At 54.7% G+C, this 17803-nt stretch carries 17 protein-coding genes and 1 pseudogene; 4 read left to right on the top strand and 14 right to left on the bottom strand.

Annotated features, from left to right (window positions below; genetic code table 11):
• The 9 genes and pseudogenes from ABIE29_RS23235 to ftsB form a co-directional block, all read right to left on the bottom strand.
• The coding region (locus tag ABIE29_RS23235; protein WP_429621675.1) for a CfaE/CblD family pilus tip adhesin at positions 1–632 on the bottom strand (632 nt) is incomplete at its 3' end.
• A gap of 70 nt (positions 633–702) precedes the next feature.
• A pseudogene (locus ABIE29_RS23230) lies at positions 703–822 on the bottom strand (CfaE/CblD family pilus tip adhesin); the annotation flags it as partial.
• Positions 823–1058: 236 nt separating this feature from the next.
• Positions 1059–3722, bottom strand: a complete 2664-nt coding sequence (locus ABIE29_RS23225; protein ID WP_429621673.1) for a TcfC E-set like domain-containing protein — start codon at positions 3720–3722, stop codon at positions 1059–1061.
• Between the two features lie 117 nt (positions 3723–3839).
• A complete protein-coding gene (locus ABIE29_RS23220) occupies positions 3840–4337 on the bottom strand; it encodes a CS1 type fimbrial major subunit (protein WP_429621671.1) in 498 nt (165 codons plus the stop codon).
• A 77-nt stretch (positions 4338–4414) separates the two neighbouring features.
• The gene (locus tag ABIE29_RS23215; protein ID WP_429621669.1) at positions 4415–5140 is read right to left on the bottom strand and encodes a fimbrial protein; all 726 of its coding nucleotides are present in this window, start codon (positions 5138–5140) and stop codon (positions 4415–4417) included.
• Positions 5141–5531: 391 nt separating this feature from the next.
• Positions 5532–6578, bottom strand: coding sequence for a tRNA pseudouridine(13) synthase TruD (gene truD, locus ABIE29_RS23210; RefSeq protein ID WP_429621667.1), 1047 nt, complete (start codon positions 6576–6578; stop codon positions 5532–5534).
• A 3-nt stretch (positions 6579–6581) separates the two neighbouring features.
• Positions 6582–7055 (bottom strand): 2-C-methyl-D-erythritol 2,4-cyclodiphosphate synthase, encoded by a 474-nt coding sequence (ispF, locus tag ABIE29_RS23205; protein WP_429621665.1) that lies wholly within the window; start codon positions 7053–7055, stop codon positions 6582–6584.
• An 11-nt stretch (positions 7056–7066) separates the two neighbouring features.
• Positions 7067–7774, bottom strand: coding sequence for a 2-C-methyl-D-erythritol 4-phosphate cytidylyltransferase (ispD, locus tag ABIE29_RS23200; RefSeq protein ID WP_429621663.1), 708 nt, complete (start codon positions 7772–7774; stop codon positions 7067–7069).
• 3 nt (positions 7775–7777) lie between these two features.
• Positions 7778–8098 (bottom strand): cell division protein FtsB, encoded by a 321-nt coding sequence (gene ftsB, locus ABIE29_RS23195; protein WP_429621661.1) that lies wholly within the window; start codon positions 8096–8098, stop codon positions 7778–7780.
• Positions 8099–8681: 583 nt separating this feature from the next.
• Between ftsB and ABIE29_RS23190 the strand changes: the two genes are divergently transcribed.
• The 3 genes from ABIE29_RS23190 (at position 8682) to ABIE29_RS23180 (ending at position 11012) form a co-directional block, all read left to right on the top strand.
• On the top strand, positions 8682–9452 hold the full coding sequence (locus tag ABIE29_RS23190) for a basic amino acid ABC transporter substrate-binding protein (protein ID WP_429621659.1): 771 nt from the start codon (positions 8682–8684) through the stop codon (positions 9450–9452).
• A gap of 86 nt (positions 9453–9538) precedes the next feature.
• A complete protein-coding gene (locus ABIE29_RS23185) occupies positions 9539–10306 on the top strand; it encodes an amino acid ABC transporter permease (RefSeq protein ID WP_429621657.1) in 768 nt (255 codons plus the stop codon).
• The gene (locus ABIE29_RS23180) at positions 10290–11012 is read left to right on the top strand and encodes an amino acid ABC transporter ATP-binding protein (RefSeq protein WP_429621655.1); all 723 of its coding nucleotides are present in this window, start codon (positions 10290–10292) and stop codon (positions 11010–11012) included. Before ABIE29_RS23185 ends, ABIE29_RS23180 begins: the two co-directional genes overlap by 17 nt.
• Before the next feature lie 307 nt (positions 11013–11319).
• On the opposite strand, the gene ABIE29_RS23175 is transcribed toward ABIE29_RS23180, so the two are convergent.
• The 5 genes from ABIE29_RS23175 to cysG form a co-directional block, all read right to left on the bottom strand.
• Positions 11320–11637 carry a DUF3561 family protein gene (locus ABIE29_RS23175; RefSeq protein WP_429621654.1) on the bottom strand — a complete coding sequence of 106 codons (318 nt, stop codon included), beginning with the start codon at positions 11635–11637 and terminating at the stop codon, positions 11320–11322.
• 88 nt (positions 11638–11725) lie between these two features.
• Positions 11726–12349 (bottom strand): adenylyl-sulfate kinase, encoded by a 624-nt coding sequence (gene cysC / locus ABIE29_RS23170; RefSeq protein WP_429621677.1) that lies wholly within the window; start codon positions 12347–12349, stop codon positions 11726–11728.
• Positions 12345–13775, bottom strand: a complete 1431-nt coding sequence (gene cysN / locus ABIE29_RS23165; RefSeq protein WP_429621652.1) for a sulfate adenylyltransferase subunit CysN — start codon at positions 13773–13775, stop codon at positions 12345–12347. The genes cysC and cysN overlap by 5 nt, the downstream gene beginning before the upstream one ends.
• A 12-nt stretch (positions 13776–13787) precedes the next feature.
• Complete coding sequence (cysD, locus tag ABIE29_RS23160; RefSeq protein ID WP_429621650.1) at positions 13788–14696, bottom strand: sulfate adenylyltransferase subunit CysD; 909 nt, start codon at positions 14694–14696, stop codon at positions 13788–13790.
• A 10-nt stretch (positions 14697–14706) separates the two neighbouring features.
• On the bottom strand, positions 14707–16137 hold the full coding sequence (gene cysG, locus ABIE29_RS23155; protein WP_429621648.1) for a siroheme synthase CysG: 1431 nt from the start codon (positions 16135–16137) through the stop codon (positions 14707–14709).
• 354 nt (positions 16138–16491) lie between these two features.
• On the opposite strand from cysG, the gene ABIE29_RS23150 reads away from it, so the two are divergent.
• Positions 16492–17574 (top strand): aminopeptidase, encoded by a 1083-nt coding sequence (locus ABIE29_RS23150; RefSeq protein WP_429621646.1) that lies wholly within the window; start codon positions 16492–16494, stop codon positions 17572–17574.
• Positions 17575–17803 lie beyond the last annotated feature (229 nt).

The raw sequence follows: 17803 nt of genomic DNA, 5'->3' as shown, positions 1-17803 counted from the left end.
TAAATCTGCTGATTAGTCTCATCCGTCACGTTGAACGTGATATCCGCAGACCAGGTGTTTAATTTTGTTGCGTTAGTACACCCCACTGACGGCTCATTCATACTCCCCGTACAATCACCATCAGGCCATTGCATCAGGTCTTGTTTAAGCGTGGCCGTCCAACGTCCAGCACGATTTAATTGCTTCAGTTCTTCCTGCGGAATAGACATGGTAAATTTAACGTCAGGACAGATATACCCCTCAGCGCTACCATTAGAAGTGCAATAAACACCAGTTTTTCTGCCCTCAATCACTATAGCGACCACCGTTGAAGTCCCTTCCAAGGTAAAATCCAGCTTTACTTTAGTTGGCCTTAAGATTGCCGAAAGGCGGACAGGAAACGTCGGGCACGCGCCATGTTTCGAGTCGGTTCTGCTTTGACAGACTAAGGAGTTACGCGCCCACTTATTGGGGTCTTTTTCATCATGCCCGCCAGACAACTTATCCCAGACAACCACTTTTTCAGGTACTAAAGCCACATCAAACCCCATGGTTAACACCGTATTTTGTGCTACGGGTTCTGCAGCCAACGTCGCGGTGGGGAAAACCAACAACACTGGCAGGAGCATTAAAACATTTGCGCTTATTTTCACTTTCAGATCCTCAGTTCACTTTCACCCCTAACGGCATCCCAGCTACGTTCGGCTGGCCACGATGGCCAATTCACTGCTGAGTGCTTGGCGTGTAAACAACGCGCAGCTTGCCGGTGTAATCCCCCGCCGTTTTATCCGCCATTGAGAAGGCTGGCGTCGTCAGGGTCAGCGGGGCCGGTACGCAAAGTGTCGGGGCACTACCGGATCCAGGCCGACTATATTCCAGATAAACAGTTTCGCCGGTGGGCTCGCCAGATCAACGGTATTCTTCACCACCGTATCCTGCGCGCTTGGGGGAATTTCGTGACTATGCGCCTGCGGTAGAATACCCACACACACATAAGACCACATAAAAAAAGAGGCTTTATTACCCTCAGGACGATCAATTTTAAATGATCTTTAATTCTTGATAGCATAAGAAACCACCTAGTTAGAATTCATCGCCATCGGCACCCCAGAGCCATGGCCCTGTCGCACGGTCATCAACTGTGCCTGCTTCTGCTCGGCTGGCGGTATACTGGCTATCGCAACCCCAGCACAGCGGGTGGTACCGACATAGCGCACCACGTCACGCATGGCCTGCACTTTCATGGCACACTGATAGAACTGTGAGCCACGCATCAGATACAACTGCTTCATCGGTCGGGTGGTTTCCAGGCTAAAGCCACCTTCGCCCAGCGGGGTCCAGGACAGCACATTAAGAGGGATGCCGTTTACCAAAGGCCTATCCTGCTCATCCAGCATTCTGCCCAACCAGGTGTAGCGCGAAGTCACCTCGATATCCCGGCGCAGTACTTTCCCCGGCACCATAAACGCCATACGCGTTCCCGCCCCTCGGCGGATCTCGCTGCTGATACCGGCAGGAGCGCTAAGTGACTCGTTGATATCAAGGGTGGTTGGCTGATAGCCCGGTACGGTAAACAGTGCCCGGCTGTTGCCACGCACATCCGTCTGACCTCTGCCGTCTACCGCTACGCTGATCAACGCGGCACGGCTCTCTTCGCCTGCGTCCACACCAACCGTGATCGCGGAGGCCGGGCGGCCATCCCCCCAGCGTCCCCAATAAAGTCCGCTGCGATCGACCAGCAAAGAGGAGTTATAGCTGCCGCTGCTGCTGAACGTATGCCGGTTCGCTACCTTGTCATAGGCATCACTGACAGCGAAGCTGCCGTTACCGTACTGCCCACCGGCACGGGCGTAAGCTGCTGCGGTCAGGGTCTGGCTATTGGCGCCATAAATCGAAGCCCCCAGCTCATTTTGCCCGCTCTGGTCCATATAGCGACTGTAGTTCGCGTTATAACTGAGTTGCCCTTCCCCACGCTGGCTATTGCGATAGTTGGCGCCCAGAGAGGTATTGCTGTTAGTGGCACCGCCATGACGCCCGGAGAACGATAGGCTGACGGTGAGGTAGCCGCCCTTGTCGGTTCCCAGTTGGCCGCTGTCGTGACGCCTGAAAGCGCTGACTCCGCTGTTGATGTTAATCTCGTTGAACGCAAAGGAACGGCTGATCCCCAACTGCCAGGTTTTACTGCGTGAACGCGTCGTGTAGATCTGTTCCCAGGGGGTAGCATCCTGATGGTTATCATCATTGTCGGGCAGTTCACTGCGATAGCGGTAACGCCCACCGCTGCTGTTAAGCGAGTAGCCAATATTGGCGAACCACTGTGCGAGCGGGACCGAAAACATCAGGTTGGAACTCTGGTAACAACCGCTAAAGCCATAGTTTCTCTGTTGAGAGTCGCAGTCAGGCACCGAGAGGGCCGAGCGGTAGAAACTCAATGAAAAACTGTCGTTATAGTTAATTTGCTGAATATTTCCCCGCGTACCCTCGCTGCCGGCCAGATAACTGACGCGAGCCGTCATGACGCCATCCAACGGGCCACTGTTAAAACCGTGGCTCCAGTCCGCCGCCCCTTCCCAATAGTGTACGTCGCTAGATACCGTGCTCCCCGCCGTCAGCGACAGCGTATCGGTCAACGGGATCCGCAGCCCGCCTTGCACCACCCGCCGATCGTCCACCGTTGAATGCGTATCGCGGTCTGCCTCAACCCCGGCTTGCAGGAACCACTGAGGACCATTGAGCTGAGCCACACCGGTGTTGGTATAAGGGACGGTTTCTGTCCTGACCAACTGGTTATCCTCATAGACCCGCAGCGTGACGGTATAGCTGCCGCTGGGGAAGGCACGCGTATCCAGCTCCTGTGCCCCGGCATTCAGGTAAAAGGAAGACAGTAACTGTTCGTCACGATAGGCGTCGATGCGAGCGTTGCGCGATAGGAAGACCGAGACCGGAGTCCCCCGGGAAACCTGGCTCTGGTTGACCCAGGCCGTAGTTGAACCAGCCCGTAGCCCACGGATCTTGCCAATCGGCAATTGGCTCAGGTTGATGTTGCCCCCCGCGTTGCTGAAAATGTCGCGAGAGTCCATCATGCCGCCTTGCAGATAGAGGCTTTTCCACAGGTCCTGCCGAAAATAGGCATTATTCATCTCTATCTGCTGATGGTTGCTATGGCGATAGCGCTGCCCCGTATAGAACCAGTCGGCATTAAGATAGCCATTTTCAGTGACGCCCAGTGAACCAGTCCCCTGTAGCGACAATGACTGATAATTTTCATCAGCAACAAAATTGAGGTTTTGCTGATGGATCAGCGCATTTTCACTTTCTGCCGTCGCCTGATAGAAACCGCTACCGACAGCTTTTTTCGGCAGATACCGCCGGTCAAGGAACAGGTTAACCCGGGAATTATTCTCGTCATAGATGATACCAACCGTCTGGGTTTCCAGATAGTCACAGCTTGGCGCGTCACCGTTACTGCTGCAGGCAAGGTTGCCGTTACGTGCAAGCGGTTGCACCAACGCGGTCATCAGCTGCGCACCCAGTTCCGGATCGTCGTTGAATTGTTGCTTCACGGCATCTGCCAGTTCCGCTGGCTTTATGAAGACAACCTGTTCCAGATTAATATTGGCTTCATAAAGCCCGAGAGACTTGCCATAAAGGGAAACATCAACCCAAACAAGCTGCCCTTGTGCCAAGGCCTCAAAGCCTGGTGGAATTTTAGGGGTAGCCGACGAATCATGTTGCATAATCATAAGGCCTACCAACAACCCTGCGGATAGGCTAGCGCGAAAAGCCATTGTTCATCCCTGATAGAAAGTGGGGCTAAAAAGCCCCACAAGATATGAATAAAACTTTTGAATTGAGCTGCCTTAAGGAGCCTTGGTCGCTTGAGTCAGCACCAGGCTGACAATGCCGCTGTAGGTGCCGGTAGCAATAGTGCCTTGCGTGGTTTGGGCAAAACGCAGTGGCAGAACGTCTGAACCATTTTCGATGCCTGCTGGGAACAGGGTCGCCGCTTCCAGCAGTTGGTTGGTGGTGGTCAGTACCGTTTCACCCAGGCTTACGGTCAATGGGATCTTGTTAGCCCCATTAACATCCGCCAGGCTCGCCTCTCTAACCAGGCGAACGTTAACACCAGCGGTAGCGTTGTTGGACCAGACCTTGGTGTTCAGGTTAAAAGGCGTCAAGCCTTTGCCTGGCAAATACTGCATATCGATGCTGCTTGGCAAACCGGTGTTATCAGGCTGCGTCATATCAATGGTCGCATCCACGTTGGCATTCACAGTAATATCTTTCTGTATAGCCTGAGTTGAAAATACGGCAGCCATGGTTGAAACAATCAGCAGTGGTTTAATAAACTTTTTCATAAAATCTCCATTTTATAAATAACATCCAACTTTACTCCCCCCATAAAACCGGGGCCATACATGATTTGACTCTACATTTAAGTCTTCACAGACAAATCAATTTCTTCAACGCGCTTTTTAATCCAGTTAAAATAACGCGCCTTATATTTCTTCCCTGGCTTTACCATTAGCGAGTCAATTTTAAGCTCGGTGCCGGGATATACCGTGGTGGTTTCTTTTTTCCAGTTGCAAACGCCGGCCTGGTCACAAACCCCCACTTCTCGTAGCGGAATACGCAACGTACCATCATTAATAACCTGGCCGCGCCGTGCATCTAACGTCAGGCTGGCAACGACCTTTTTAGGCGCAACGTGGACCAATGCTCCCCACACCAGATTGATACCCACCTTGGTCGTGGTCATCTGTGGGCTGGCAGCAGCAGTGTTATCTTCTAATTCCGGCACGCCTTCAAAATAGACTCGCCAGGTGGTTTCCTTTTCTGGCAACTCCAGAGCAACCAGCCGTACAAGGCGTTGGCTACCTGCCGAAATAGCCAATTTTTGCGGCGTTATCACCAGCGAGCTTTGTCCAAATTGTTCAACGTCCGCTTCCTGTTCTTGTTTAGTGCCAGGATTTAGTATTTGTTTTTCTGTTACCTTGACGAATTGTACTCCGTCGCTTTGGGATATAACCCTTATTTGAGCGGCTCCGGTTTCACCGATCCCAAGTTCCATAGGATAAACGCTCATATTGGCCGATACAAAACCTGGTAAAAAACAAAAAACAGCAACACCACTCAGGCGTTTAATAATACTGAGCTTCATGATTAATCCGTAATGAGAGTCTCTTATATCAAACTTTAAAACACAGCCAACTCCAGCCACGCTTAGTCTCGTAAAATTCGCAGCAAGTATAAAAACCAATTAGCGCTCAGATCAACTTAATAAGTATAATAATAACAACAAGAACAGAAGTACCCGTAAGTACATGATAAAAAACAAGATAATTTTTAATTATAACAAACAGAAATAAACAGATGATTAATATTAATATTAATTACACGGTAAGATTATAATCTGCGGTGCAATAGAGAGGGAATTAGCCTAGGCAAGCCAGACCGGTGACAGCATTTTCGTTGTCTTATTCAATTCAGGCCGAGTTCCACTCCGCCTGAACGAGAAAGCAAAAATCAATAGCTGAAGATTTAGCTAACGGTTACTCGGCAATATCCGCCACATCGCTAGCCAATTGCATTATTTCGCGCACCACACTGGTAGCGAAACTGCCTGCCGGTAGCCAGAAACGTAATTCCACGGTGACATCATCCCACCAGTTCCACTGCATTTTCTGCGGCTGTAGCAGCAAAGCCCGTCGCGCAGGCTCTATGCGCTCACGTTTCAACAGACTCAATAATTCCGGCTGTTGCGCCAGGCAACGTTGTTCAAACTCCAGTACCTCTGCGGCGGTTCCCGGCTCACCATCCCCCGGTAATGGAGCGGTGATCATCAGTTCACCCGCGTCTAACCGCTGTTGCAGAGTGGCTAACTCTTCCGCTTTGGCCACGAACCAGCTCCCGCGCCCGGCCAGCTGCAATGCATCCCCTTCCAGTACCCTTTGCTGCTGTTGGTCAGCCAAACGCTGGCTGGTAATGAGGTTAAACAACGCACTACGGCTGGCAGACAGGTAGAAGCTACGTTTGCTGCGCTCCTTGACCCGGATCTCATCATTAGCCCAGCGGCGCGCCATCGTCAGGTTGTTGCCGCCACGGCCAAAGCGCTGGCTGCCAAAGTAGTTCGGCACACCGTCCGCCGTGATGGCCTGCAAACGCTGCTCAACCTCTTGGCGATCGCTGATCTGGCGCAGCACCAGCGTGAATTCGTTACCCTTCAACGTACCGATGCGCAACTTGCGTAGGTGGCGAGCGGCCTGTAACACTTCGCAACCTTCCAGCGCAAACTGGCTGAAATCGGGGGATCCTTTGCCCGGCAGATGCAGGCAGAACCACTGCTCGGTGACAGCATGGCGATCTTTCAAACCGGCATAGCTGACCGAACGGGCATGAATACCGGCAAACTTCGCCAGATAGTCCGCCACAAACTGAGTGTTGCAGCCGTTCTTACGGATGTTCACCAGCAGGTGTTCACCTTCACCGTCTGGCGTAAAACCCAGATCCTCAACCACCACAAAGTCTTCCGGGTTGGCTTTCAACACGCCAGTAGCCGCTGGCTTGCCATGCAACCAGGTCAGATTAGCCATGTCCATGCGTTATTCCTTGATCAACAGCGCAACCGCTTCGCAGGCAATGCCTTCGCCACGGCCGGTAAAGCCCAGCTGTTCGGTGGTGGTCGCTTTGACGTTAACGTCGTCCATATGGCATTGCAGATCTTCCGCCAGGAAGATGCGCATCTGAGGAATGTGCGGTGCCATCTTCGGTGCCTGCGCAATGATGGTGACATCCAGATTACCCAGACGATAGCCCTTGGCACGAATGCGTTTCCAGGCTTCGCGCAGCAACTCGCGGCTGTCCGCCCCTTTGAAGGCCGGATCGGTATCCGGGAACAGCCTGCCGATATCCCCCAACGCCGCCGCCCCCAGCAGGGCATCGGTGGCCGCATGCAGCGCCACGTCACCGTCGGAGTGAGCCAGCAGTCCTTTTTCATAAGGAATGCGAACACCGCCGATCACCAACGGCCCTTCGCCGCCAAATTTATGGACATCAAAACCGTGACCGATACGCATGATGCGCTCCTTTAGTTGTTCAACTGAGTCAAATAGAACGCCGCCAGCGCCAAATCCTCTGGCCGCGTCACTTTAATATTGTCCGCACGCCCCGCCACCAGCAGCGGATGATAGCCGCAATGCTCCAGCGCCGAGGCTTCATCGGTCACCAACGCCCCGTCATCCAGGGCACGTTGCAGGCAGAGTTTAAGCAGTTCCAGCGGGAACAGCTGTGGCGTCAGGGCGTGCCACAGATCCTGGCGTTCAACGGTGTGCGAAATAACGCTTTGGCCCACCTGCGCCCGCTTCATGGTATCACGCACCGGCGCGGCAAGAATGCCCCCGACCTTACTGTGTGCCGTGATCGCCAGCAAGCGCTCCAGATCATCAGGATGCAGGCAAGGACGTGCGGCGTCGTGGACCAAGACCCATTGCGCGTTACCCGCCAGTTGTAGCCCGGCCAGCACCGAATCGGCGCGCTGTTGCCCACCCTCGGTGACCAATACCCGCGGATCGCTGGCGATTGGTAACGTCTTGAATTGTTGATCTTCGGGGCTGATAGCCACGATCACCTGGATAATACGCGGATGACGTAACAAGGCGTGGATCGCGTGCTCAAGCAGGGTTTGATGGCCAATGGTTAAATATTGCTTCGGGCAATCAGCCTGCATACGGCTGCCAATACCGGCAGCGGGCAGGACGGCAATCACCTGATGGGAGGAGCCTATGGATGGATTCATGCGTTACTTCGGTGGGTTGTTCTGTGTGGCAGACGCCGCGTTGCGTCCGGAAGGTTCAGGAACCAGACGATAGAAAGTCTCACCGGGCTTGATCATGCCCAGCTCATTGCGTGCGCGTTCTTCTATCGCTTCCTGACCGCCGTTCAGGTCGTCGATCTCGGCAAACAGTTGATCGTTACGCGCTTTCAATTTGGCATTGCTGCTCTGCTGAGCCACAACGTCATCATTGACCCGTACATAATCGTGAATACCATTCTTCCCCAGCCACAGCGAATACTGTAACCAGCCAAGCAGCGCCAGCAATAGCAGCGTCAGTTTTCCCATCTCCGCCCCCTAAAAAAAGCGCTTAATCATCCCACAACTTGCCGTTTGACTCCACAGCAGCAGCGGCTTTTCACCAGCGGCAAGCCAGCGTAATCAGAATTACCCCGGTTTAGCACCTGATTGTCGCCTGAAAGCGGCATTAAATCCAGGCGGGCGCAGATAGCATGGATCGACGGGCGCAGCATGCGGCTGCACACATCCACATCATGTACACATCGTCATCCAGATCGTGCACACATCGCCACCCCACCTCAGTATGCAGTAAGAACAACTGGGCTGAGGGTATTTTTACCGACATTTAAGCCAGATTTTAAATAATTATTCATATTTAACACTGTTAGCATTTTCATCATCAGGTAGGGGTTGTGTTTTTATTCATGTAAGTTTATTTTTATGCACCTAAAGTGCATAAATAAATCCAATGTATAACCAATGAATTTCAAGTTGCAGCTAGGCGACAAGCTTGCTCATCCTCAGGAGCTTACTTTTGGGTAAGTGACTGGGGTGGGCAAGCGCAGGTAACAACGCTGCAGCTTGAAAGGCGAAGGTTATAACCTTGACTCAACTTATTCGGGGAATGCTCATGTTAAAACGTTTAGTGCTGATTAGTGCCTGCCTGGCGGCCACTTTTTCCGCCGCTTCCTTTGCCGCAGAACCGACGTATGTTGTCGGCTCCGGCGGTACCTATCGCCCGTTCGAATTCGAAAACAGTAAAAAAGAGTTGGAGGGCTTTGATATCGATGTGATCAAGGCCGTTGCCAAGGCCGAAGGCTTCCAGGTAAAACTGGTGAACACGCCATGGGAAGGTATCTTTGCCACCCTGAACTCTGGCGACCGTGACATCATCATTTCCGGCATCACCATTACTGACAAGCGCAAGCAGATGGTCGATTTCTCCATGCCATACTTCCCGGCAGAGCAGGCTATCGTGGTAGCGAAAGAGTCTAAAGTAGACTCCATCGACGCGCTGAAAACCCTGAAGGTGGGCGTGGTTAACTCCAGCACCGGCGACATCGTGGTTTCTGACGTGTTGGGTAAAAACAGCACTGCCATCAAGCGCTTTGATAACACCCCGCTGCTGCTGCAAGAGCTGTATGAAGATGGTATTGGCGCGGCCGTGGGTGACGTTGGCGTGGCCAAGTTTTACATCAAGACCCACCCGGAGAAAGAGTTCAAACTGGTGTCAGACGCCAAGTTTGAGCGCCAGTATTTCGGCATTGCGGTGGCCAAGGGCAACGATGAGCTGCGTAACAAGATCAACAGCGGCCTGAAGAAAATCGTCGCCGATGGCACCTATGCCAAAATCTACCAGACCTGGTTCGACAGCAACGTCCCTACGCTGCCAGCGGAATAAACCGGCTGTAAATAGGGGCGCAATTGACTGCGCCCCCTTCGTATCAATGAGCGGCAAGTTCGCACTACCATCGTAAGGATCCTATTTTGTCAGCATTCCGTTGGGAGATCATTGAGGAATACGCTCCGCTGTTTATGGAGGGTGCCTGGATGACCATCAAATGTACTATCATCTGCGTGCTCCTGGGCACCACCTGGGGGCTGATCCTCGGCTTAGGCCGCCTGGCTCAGGCACCGCACGGCATCTGGAAACCGATCCTGCACTATTGCGTGCAATGGCCGGTGCGCATCTACATCAGCGCCTTCCGGGGTACACCGCTGTTTGTGCAAATCATGGTGGTCCACTTTGCGCTGGTGCCGCTGTTTATCAACCCGCGTGACGGCCTGCTGGTCAGCAACGGTTTGATGAGCGTCGACTTCGCGCGCGCTCTGCGTTCCGATTACGGTGCCTTCCTGTCTTGCGTGGTTGCTATCACGCTGAACGCCGGTGCCTATGTCTCGGAGATCTTCCGGGCCGGGATCCAGTCTATCGATCGCGGCCAGATGGAGGCTTCGCGCTCGTTGGGGATGGGCTACGGCAAAACCATGCGTAAGGTGATCCTGCCGCAGGCTTTCCGCCGCATGCTGCCACCGCTCGGCAACAATGCCATCGCCATCGTCAAGGATTCGTCCCTGGCCTCCGCGATTGGTCTGGCGGATCTGGCTTATGCTGCACGTACCGTTTCCGGCGCGTACGCCACCTACTGGGAACCCTACCTGGCCATTTCGCTGGTCTATTGGGTCATCACCTTCCTGCTCTCGCTGTTGGTGCAACACATGGAAAAAAGGTTCGGTAAAAGTGATTCGCGTACATAACCTGCAAAAACAATTTGGCGAAGCCCACGTGCTGCGCGGGATCTCCTGCCAGATCGCGCCGAAAGAAGTGGTATGCATTATCGGCCCCTCCGGCTCCGGTAAAAGTACCTTTCTGCGCTGTATCAACGCGCTGGAGACGCTCTCGGGCGGTGAGATCGACGTCAATGGTTTTGCCATTCACGACCAGAAGACCGATCTGAACAAAATGCGCGAAAGCGTGGGCATGGTATTCCAACGCTTTAACCTGTTCCCGCATATGACGGTGTTGGAAAACATCATCATGGCGCCGATGGGGGTGAAAAAACTGCCCCGCAGTGAGGCCATTGAGCGTGCCGAGGTGCTACTGAATAAAGTGGGCCTGCTGGACAAGATCGATGCCTATCCCAGTAGCCTGTCTGGCGGGCAGCAACAGCGTGTCGCCATCGCCCGCGCATTGGCGATGGAACCGCAAATCATGCTGTTTGATGAGCCTACCTCGGCGCTGGATCCGGAGTTGGTCGGTGAAGTGTTGGCGGTGATGAAGGCGCTGGCCCTTGAAGGTATGACGATGGTGGTGGTAACCCATGAAATGGGCTTCGCCCGCGAAGTGGCCGACCGGGTGCTGTTTATCGATCAGGGGATCATTCAGGAAGAGGGCACGCCGGAGCACATCTTCGGTAACCCGACCAATCCGCGCACCCAGGCATTTTTAAGCAAAGTTTTGTAACCTTCGGCACCGCTTTGACATCTCTTGGACGCATGTTCCCCTCACCCCAACCCTCTCCCACAGGGAGAGGGAGCTGGTAGCCCCTGCTCGTTTGGAGGTAAAGAGATAATCTCAGCAAACTCGATCACCTCCTCTCCAAGGCGAATCACAACAATTTAAAACACACTCGGTCCGTCCCCTCTCCAAGGCGAATCACAACAATTTAAAACACACTCGATCGGTCCCCTCTCCAAGGCGAATCACAACAATTTAAAACACACTCGATCGGTCCCCTCTCCTGGGGGAGAGGGCTAGGGTGAGGGCGTCCCTACCAACCGCTCAGAAAGCTGAATACCAACCAGAACAGGCAGATGACGGTGATACCGGTCAGCAGCAGCGTAAGGAACAAACGCCCACGCAGCACCACGCTGATGGCGATACCCAGCAGCACGGAGGCTGGCATCAAAGCCAGGAAGAACGGCCAGGTATAGAGAAGGAAAAACAAGGTGTTAGAGCCGTAAACCATAAAAGGCACGGTAAACGCCAACCAATAAAAGACAAAGCCGCTGGTGCCGCCCAAAAAGGAATATGAGGGTTCCTCTGGCTCGAGTTGGCTAACAATCACTAGTGGCGTGGCATTTTGCATAGCTTTCCCTGGTCTATTGGCTCACTCTGCGGCGGCTTGCTAGAGTAAAAAGCGCATGGCTGAACCACGCCACACGCCTTTTTCGAATTCAGGGTTTGATAATAGCCTTACCACGCAATACGTCTAACAATTGCGCGGTCAAATTTGTTACCAATTGTTCACCATTAAGCCGGATATCCGGCAGATCCGGCGCTTCATAAACCGAGTCGATACCGGTGAAATTACGCAGTTCGCCAGCGCGGGCCTTTTTGTACAATCCTTTCGGATCGCGAGCCTCGCAAATCGCCAGCGGAGTGTCGACAAACACTTCGATAAACTGCCCCTCGGCCAACATTTCCCGCACCATCTGCCGCTCGGCACGGTGCGGTGAGATGAACGCCGTCAACACTACCAACCCGGCATCCACCATCAGCTTGGCCACTTCGCCCACCCGGCGGATATTCTCGCGCCGATCGTCGTCAGAGAACCCCAGATCGCGGCACAGGCCATGGCGCACGTTGTCACCATCCAGCAGATAGGTGCTGACACCTAGCCGATGCAACGCCTGTTCCAATGCCCCGGCCACGGTCGATTTACCCGAACCAGACAGGCCGGTAAACCACAGCACTACGCCCTGATGGCCGTTCGCGGCTGCACGCTCCGCACGCGTTACCGCATGCGGGTGCCACACGACGTTTTCGTCCTTCGCTAACTCAACCTCGGCCACGTTAATTCCCCTTGAGCAAGTCACGCGCACCCCAGTGTGGGAAATGCTTGCGTACCAAGGCGTTCAGCTCCAGTTCAAAGGCGCTGAAATTCCCCGATGCTGCCGGATTATCCTGCTGCAAGGCTTCGCGGATCAACCCCGCGCCAACCGTGACGTTAGTCAAACGATCGATAAAGATCAGGCCGCCGGTATCATGATTCTGTTGATAGCTGTCCAGCACCAGCGGTTCGTCGAAGGTCAGTTCCACCAGCCCAATGCCGTTCAGGGGCAACACGTCGGCCTGATGCTGCGCCAGCGAGTTGATCTCCACCTGATGGCGAATGCTCTCAACGCGGGCGCGGGTTTTCTTACCGGCTACCTTGATGTCGTAGCTTTGGCCCGGCAACAGCGGTTGTTCTGCCATCCATACCACGTCTGCCAAGGCGCTTTGCGTGGCCTGTAGGGTTTCGCTGGCATCCACCAGCAGGTCGCCTCGGCTGATGTCGACTTCGTCTTTCAGCACCAGCGTGATCGCTTCACCCGGCCCCGCCTCCTGCAAGTCGCCATCAAAGGTCACGATACGCGCCACGGTAGATTCAACGCCAGACGGCAGCACTTTAATGCGCTGACCCACGCGAACCACACCGGCAGACAACGTACCAGCATAACCGCGGAAATCGAGATTCGGGCGGTTGACGTATTGTACCGGGAAGCGCAGCGGCTGATGTTCACGCTCGCTGATCACATCCACGCTTTCCAACACTTCCAGCAACGTCGGGCCGCTGTACCAAGGCATCTGTGTGCTCTGGGTAGCAACGTTGTCCCCGTCCAGTGCCGACAACGGCACAAACTTAATCTCCAGGTCGTTGGGCAACTGCTCGGCGAAGGTCAGATAGTCCTGTTTGAACTGTTCAAACACCGCCTGGCTGTAATCCACCAGATCCATTTTGTTCACCGCCACCACCAGATGGCGAATGCCGAGCAGCGTGGCGATAAAGCTGTGGCGGCGAGTCTGATCCAGCACGCCTTTGCGTGCGTCGATCAGCAGGATCGCCAAGTCACAGGTCGAGGCACCGGTGGCCATATTGCGGGTGTACTGCTCGTGCCCCGGCGTATCGGCGATGATAAATTTGCGTTTTTCGGTCGAGAAATAGCGGTAAGCCACGTCGATGGTAATGCCCTGCTCACGCTCTGCCTGCAGGCCATCCACCAGCAAGGCCAGATCGAGCTTCTCCCCTTGGGTACCGATGCGTTTGCTATCGGTGTGCAAGGTTGAGAGCTGATCTTCGTAGATCTGGCGGGTATCGTGCAGCAAGCGGCCAATCAGGGTGCTTTTGCCGTCGTCTACGCTGCCGCAGGTCAGGAAACGTAGCAGGCTCTTGTGCTGCTGCGCGTGCAGGTAGGCTTCTACCCCACCCTGTTCGGCGATTTGTTGTGCAATAACGTTGTTCATTCCGGCGGCTCCTTAGAAATACCCTTGGCGCTTTTTCAGCTCCATCGAACCGGACTGATCGCGGTCGATCATGCGGCCCTGACGTTCGCTGGTGGTGGAGACCAGCATTTCCTCGATGATCTCCGGCAGCGTCTGCGCAGAAGAATCCACCGCGCCGGTCAACGGCCAGCAGCCGAGGGTACGGAACCGCACCATACGCTGGCTGATCACTTCACCCGGTTGCAGATCGATACGATCGTCATCCACCATCATCAACATGCCGTCACGTTCCACCACCGGGCGTGGTTTGGCCAGGTAGAGCGGAACGATGTCGATCTTCTCCAGGAAGATATATTGCCAGATATCCAACTCGGTCCAGTTCGACAGCGGGAACACGCGGATGCTCTCGCCCTTGTTGATCTGGCCGTTATAGTTGTGCCACAGCTCCGGGCGCTGGTTTTTCGGATCCCAGCGATGGAAACGATCGCGGAAAGAGTAGATGCGCTCTTTGGCGCGGGATTTCTCTTCGTCACGGCGTGCACCACCGAAAGCAGCATCAAAGCCGTACTTGTTCAGCGCCTGCTTGAGGCCCTCGGTTTTCATGATATCGGTGTGCTTGGCGCTGCCGTGGACAAACGGGTTAATCCCCATCGCCACCCCTTCCGGGTTTTTGTGGATCAGCAGTTCGAAACCGTACTCTTTGGCGGTACGATCGCGAAATTGGTACATTTCGTTGAATTTCCAGCCGGTATCCACATGCAGCAATGGGAACGGCAACGTGCCTGGGTGGAACGCCTTGCGTGCCAGATGCAGCATCACCGAGGAGTCTTTACCGATGGAATAGAGCATCACCGGATTGCCGAATTCGGCGGCCACTTCACGGATAATATGGATGCTCTCCGCCTCCAATTGCCGCAAATGAGTGAGTCGTTTTTGGTCCATATCAGATCCTTTAAGCCAAATTCACAACGGCCGGGCGCGCTGCCACTGCCGTCTGCGATTGATGCCCAAACCAGGCGATTTGATGATGTAATTCCACCACTTCACCGATCACCAGCAGCGCCGGTAACGGGGCCTGCCGAGTCAATTGTTCCAACTGTTGCAAGGTGCCAGTCTGCACCTGTTGATCGGCCCGCGTACCCCGGCTGATCACGGCGACTGGCGTATCCGCATCACGGCCATGGGCGATCAGGTTGCGGCTGATATCCGCCGCCTTCATGGTGCCCATGTAGATCGCCAATGTCTGACGCGCCCGCGCCAATGCGGGCCAATCAAGGCCGTCTTCATCATCTCGACAATGGCCGGTAATAAAGGTCACGCTTTGGGCGTGATCGCGGTGCGTCAGCGGAATACCTGCGTAGGCCGTAGCCCCTGCGGCAGCGGTTACGCCCGGTACCACCTGAAAAGGGATCCCGGCAGCGGCGGCCACCTGTAACTCTTCGCCACCCCGGCCAAAGATAAAGGGATCGCCGCCTTTTAACCGCACTACCCGTTTCCCCTGCTGCGCCAGTTCCACCAGCAGCCGATTGGTCTCTTCCTGGATCACCGAATGCGCACCAGCGCGTTTGCCCACGCAGATACGTTCAGCGTCGCGACGCACCAAATCCAGCGTCTCTTCGCTCACCAGGTGATCATAAAGCACTACGTCGGCCTGCTGCATCACCTGCAGCCCGCGTAAGGTCAACAAGCCGACATCGCCCGGGCCTGCCCCGACCAGTGCGATCTCACCTTGTGCCCGCTCATCCCCCTGCGCAAAAGCCGTTAAATCCTGTTCCAACTGCTGCTGCGCCTGCTCCGCCTGGCCATTTGCCACCAAAGTCGCGAAAAGGCCGTTGAAAGCTTTCTCCCAGAAACGCCGTCTGGCCGCGATGGAAACCAGCCGTTGCTTCACTTTGCCACGCAACCCTCCGGCCAGTTCCGCCATCTGCCCCAGGCTGGCAGGCAGCAACGCCTCCAGCTTCTCACGTAACATCCGCGCCAATACCGGAGCCTGGCCACTGGAAGAAACGGCCACCACCAACGGTGAGCGATCGATAATCGACGGGAAGATAAAGGAGCAGCGCGGTTGGTCATCCACCACGTTGGCCAACACGCGGCGCTTGTCCGCTTCGGTATACACCTCGGCGTTCAGCGCACTATCGTCGGTAGCGGCAATCACCAGAAAGACATCGTCTAACTGCTGCGGCACAAAGTTCTGCCCCAGCCACTCAACGCGCCCTTGCTGATGTTGGTGCTCCAGCTCCGCTGAGAGCGTCTGCGCCACGATACGCACCTCAGCTCCCGCGCGTAGCAAGAGGTCGACTTTGCGTGCAGCCACTTCGCCGCCGCCAACCACCAGCACCGGGCGTTGTTTCAGGTCGGCAAATATTGGTAGATAGTCCACAACGGCCTTTTCATATAACAGATTGATAGGGTGACTATACGGCGTGCGATTTGCCCCCTGAAATGACGAAAAGGCATGAGATGTTCTTAAAAGGAATAAGGCCGTTGGCCTTGCGCCTAACTGGCTGTACGTAATGGGGTTACAGCTGTGGGTAAGCGGGATGCAGACTCACATTGTAGGGGCGCAGCCCTACGGTCGAACATGCGGTGCCCTAAACGTGGATAGCAGCGGTTTAACGGCGAGCATCTCAGACAAAAATAGGACGCGAAGAAATTGTCTTATCGGCGCTAGCGTCCCATACTAAACACCGCAAAAATAATCGGCATCACCGCTGTCAGAGAAGGATTTTTCGGTATGTTTTCCCGCTTGTGTCTGAGTGCAGGGCTGTTGTTAGTCGCTCTCGGCAGTGCTGTAAGCGTTTCGGCCGCTACCAAACCCGTAAAAGAAGCCCCGATGGGCCAGTTCGCTGCTAAACAGATCCGCCATATCGCTACCTACTTCCCCGGCCGCATGGCGGGCAGCCCGGCAGAATTACTGGCCGCAGACTACCTGAAACAGCAGTTTACCGAGATGGGCTACCCGGCTGACACCCGCACCTTTGACGCCCGTTATCTCTACACCAACAAAGACACCAGTGAAAACTGGCGCAAGATCAGCGTCACCTCGGTGATTGCGACCAAAAAGGGTGAACGGCCACAGCAAGTCATCATCATGGCGCACTTCGATACCTATACCCCGCTTAGCGACGATGAGGTGGACAATAACCTCGGTGGCCTGACGCTGCAGGGGGTCGATGACAATGCCTCCGGCGTGGGCGTGATGCTGGAGTTGGCCAACAGGCTGAAAAACATCCCCACCACCTATAGCCTACGCTTTGTGGCCACGAGCGGTGAAGAACTCAAGTCGATAGGGGCTAAGAACTACCTCGGTCGTATGACGCCGGAGGAGCGCAAAAACACGCTGCTGGTGATTAACCTCGATAGCCTGATCACCGGCGATCGCCTCTATTTCCATTCCGGGCGTAACACCGAGCCAGAAGTGGTGGTCAGATCCCGCGATCGGGCACTGAGCATTGCTCATCGTTATGGCATTGAAGCGGCAATCAACCCAGGCAGCAAAGGTTTTCCAACTGGCACCGGTTGCTGTTCCGATCAGATGGTCTTCGATAACGCCAAAATTCCGGTGATGGCAGTAGAAGCCACCAATTGGTCGCTAGGAGATCGAAACGGCTATCAGCAACGCGCCGTCAGCCCGAGCTTCCCACAGGGCATTACCTGGCATCGCCCGCAATACGACAATCTGCAATATCTGGAAACCCACCTGCCGGGGCGGATCGACAAGCGCAGCCGCGATAGCGTGCGGATCCTGCTACCTTTGGTAAAGGAATTGGTGCAGGCGCATCCCGCCCCAGAGCCGAAGAAGAAAAAGAAGAAGTAGCTTTGCCCCTCACCCTAACCCTCTCCCACAGGGAGAGGGAACCGATCGAGTGGGTTTGAAAATTCGGTAACGCACCTTGAGATTAGGGGGCGATCGAGTTTGCTGAGATGGACCTCCTTCTCCCAACAGAGCAAGGGCTATCAGCTCCCTCTCCCTGTGGAGAGGCTTGGGGACCGATCGAGTTTGCTGAGATGAACCTCCTTCTCCCAACAGAGCAGGGGCTATCAGC

This window comes from Serratia sp. 2723, assembly GCF_050434425.1.
GTDB lineage: Bacteria > Pseudomonadota > Gammaproteobacteria > Enterobacterales > Enterobacteriaceae > Chania.
The sequence above is the reverse complement of the archived record's forward strand: the minus strand, read 5'-3'. Positions and strand labels throughout refer to the sequence as shown.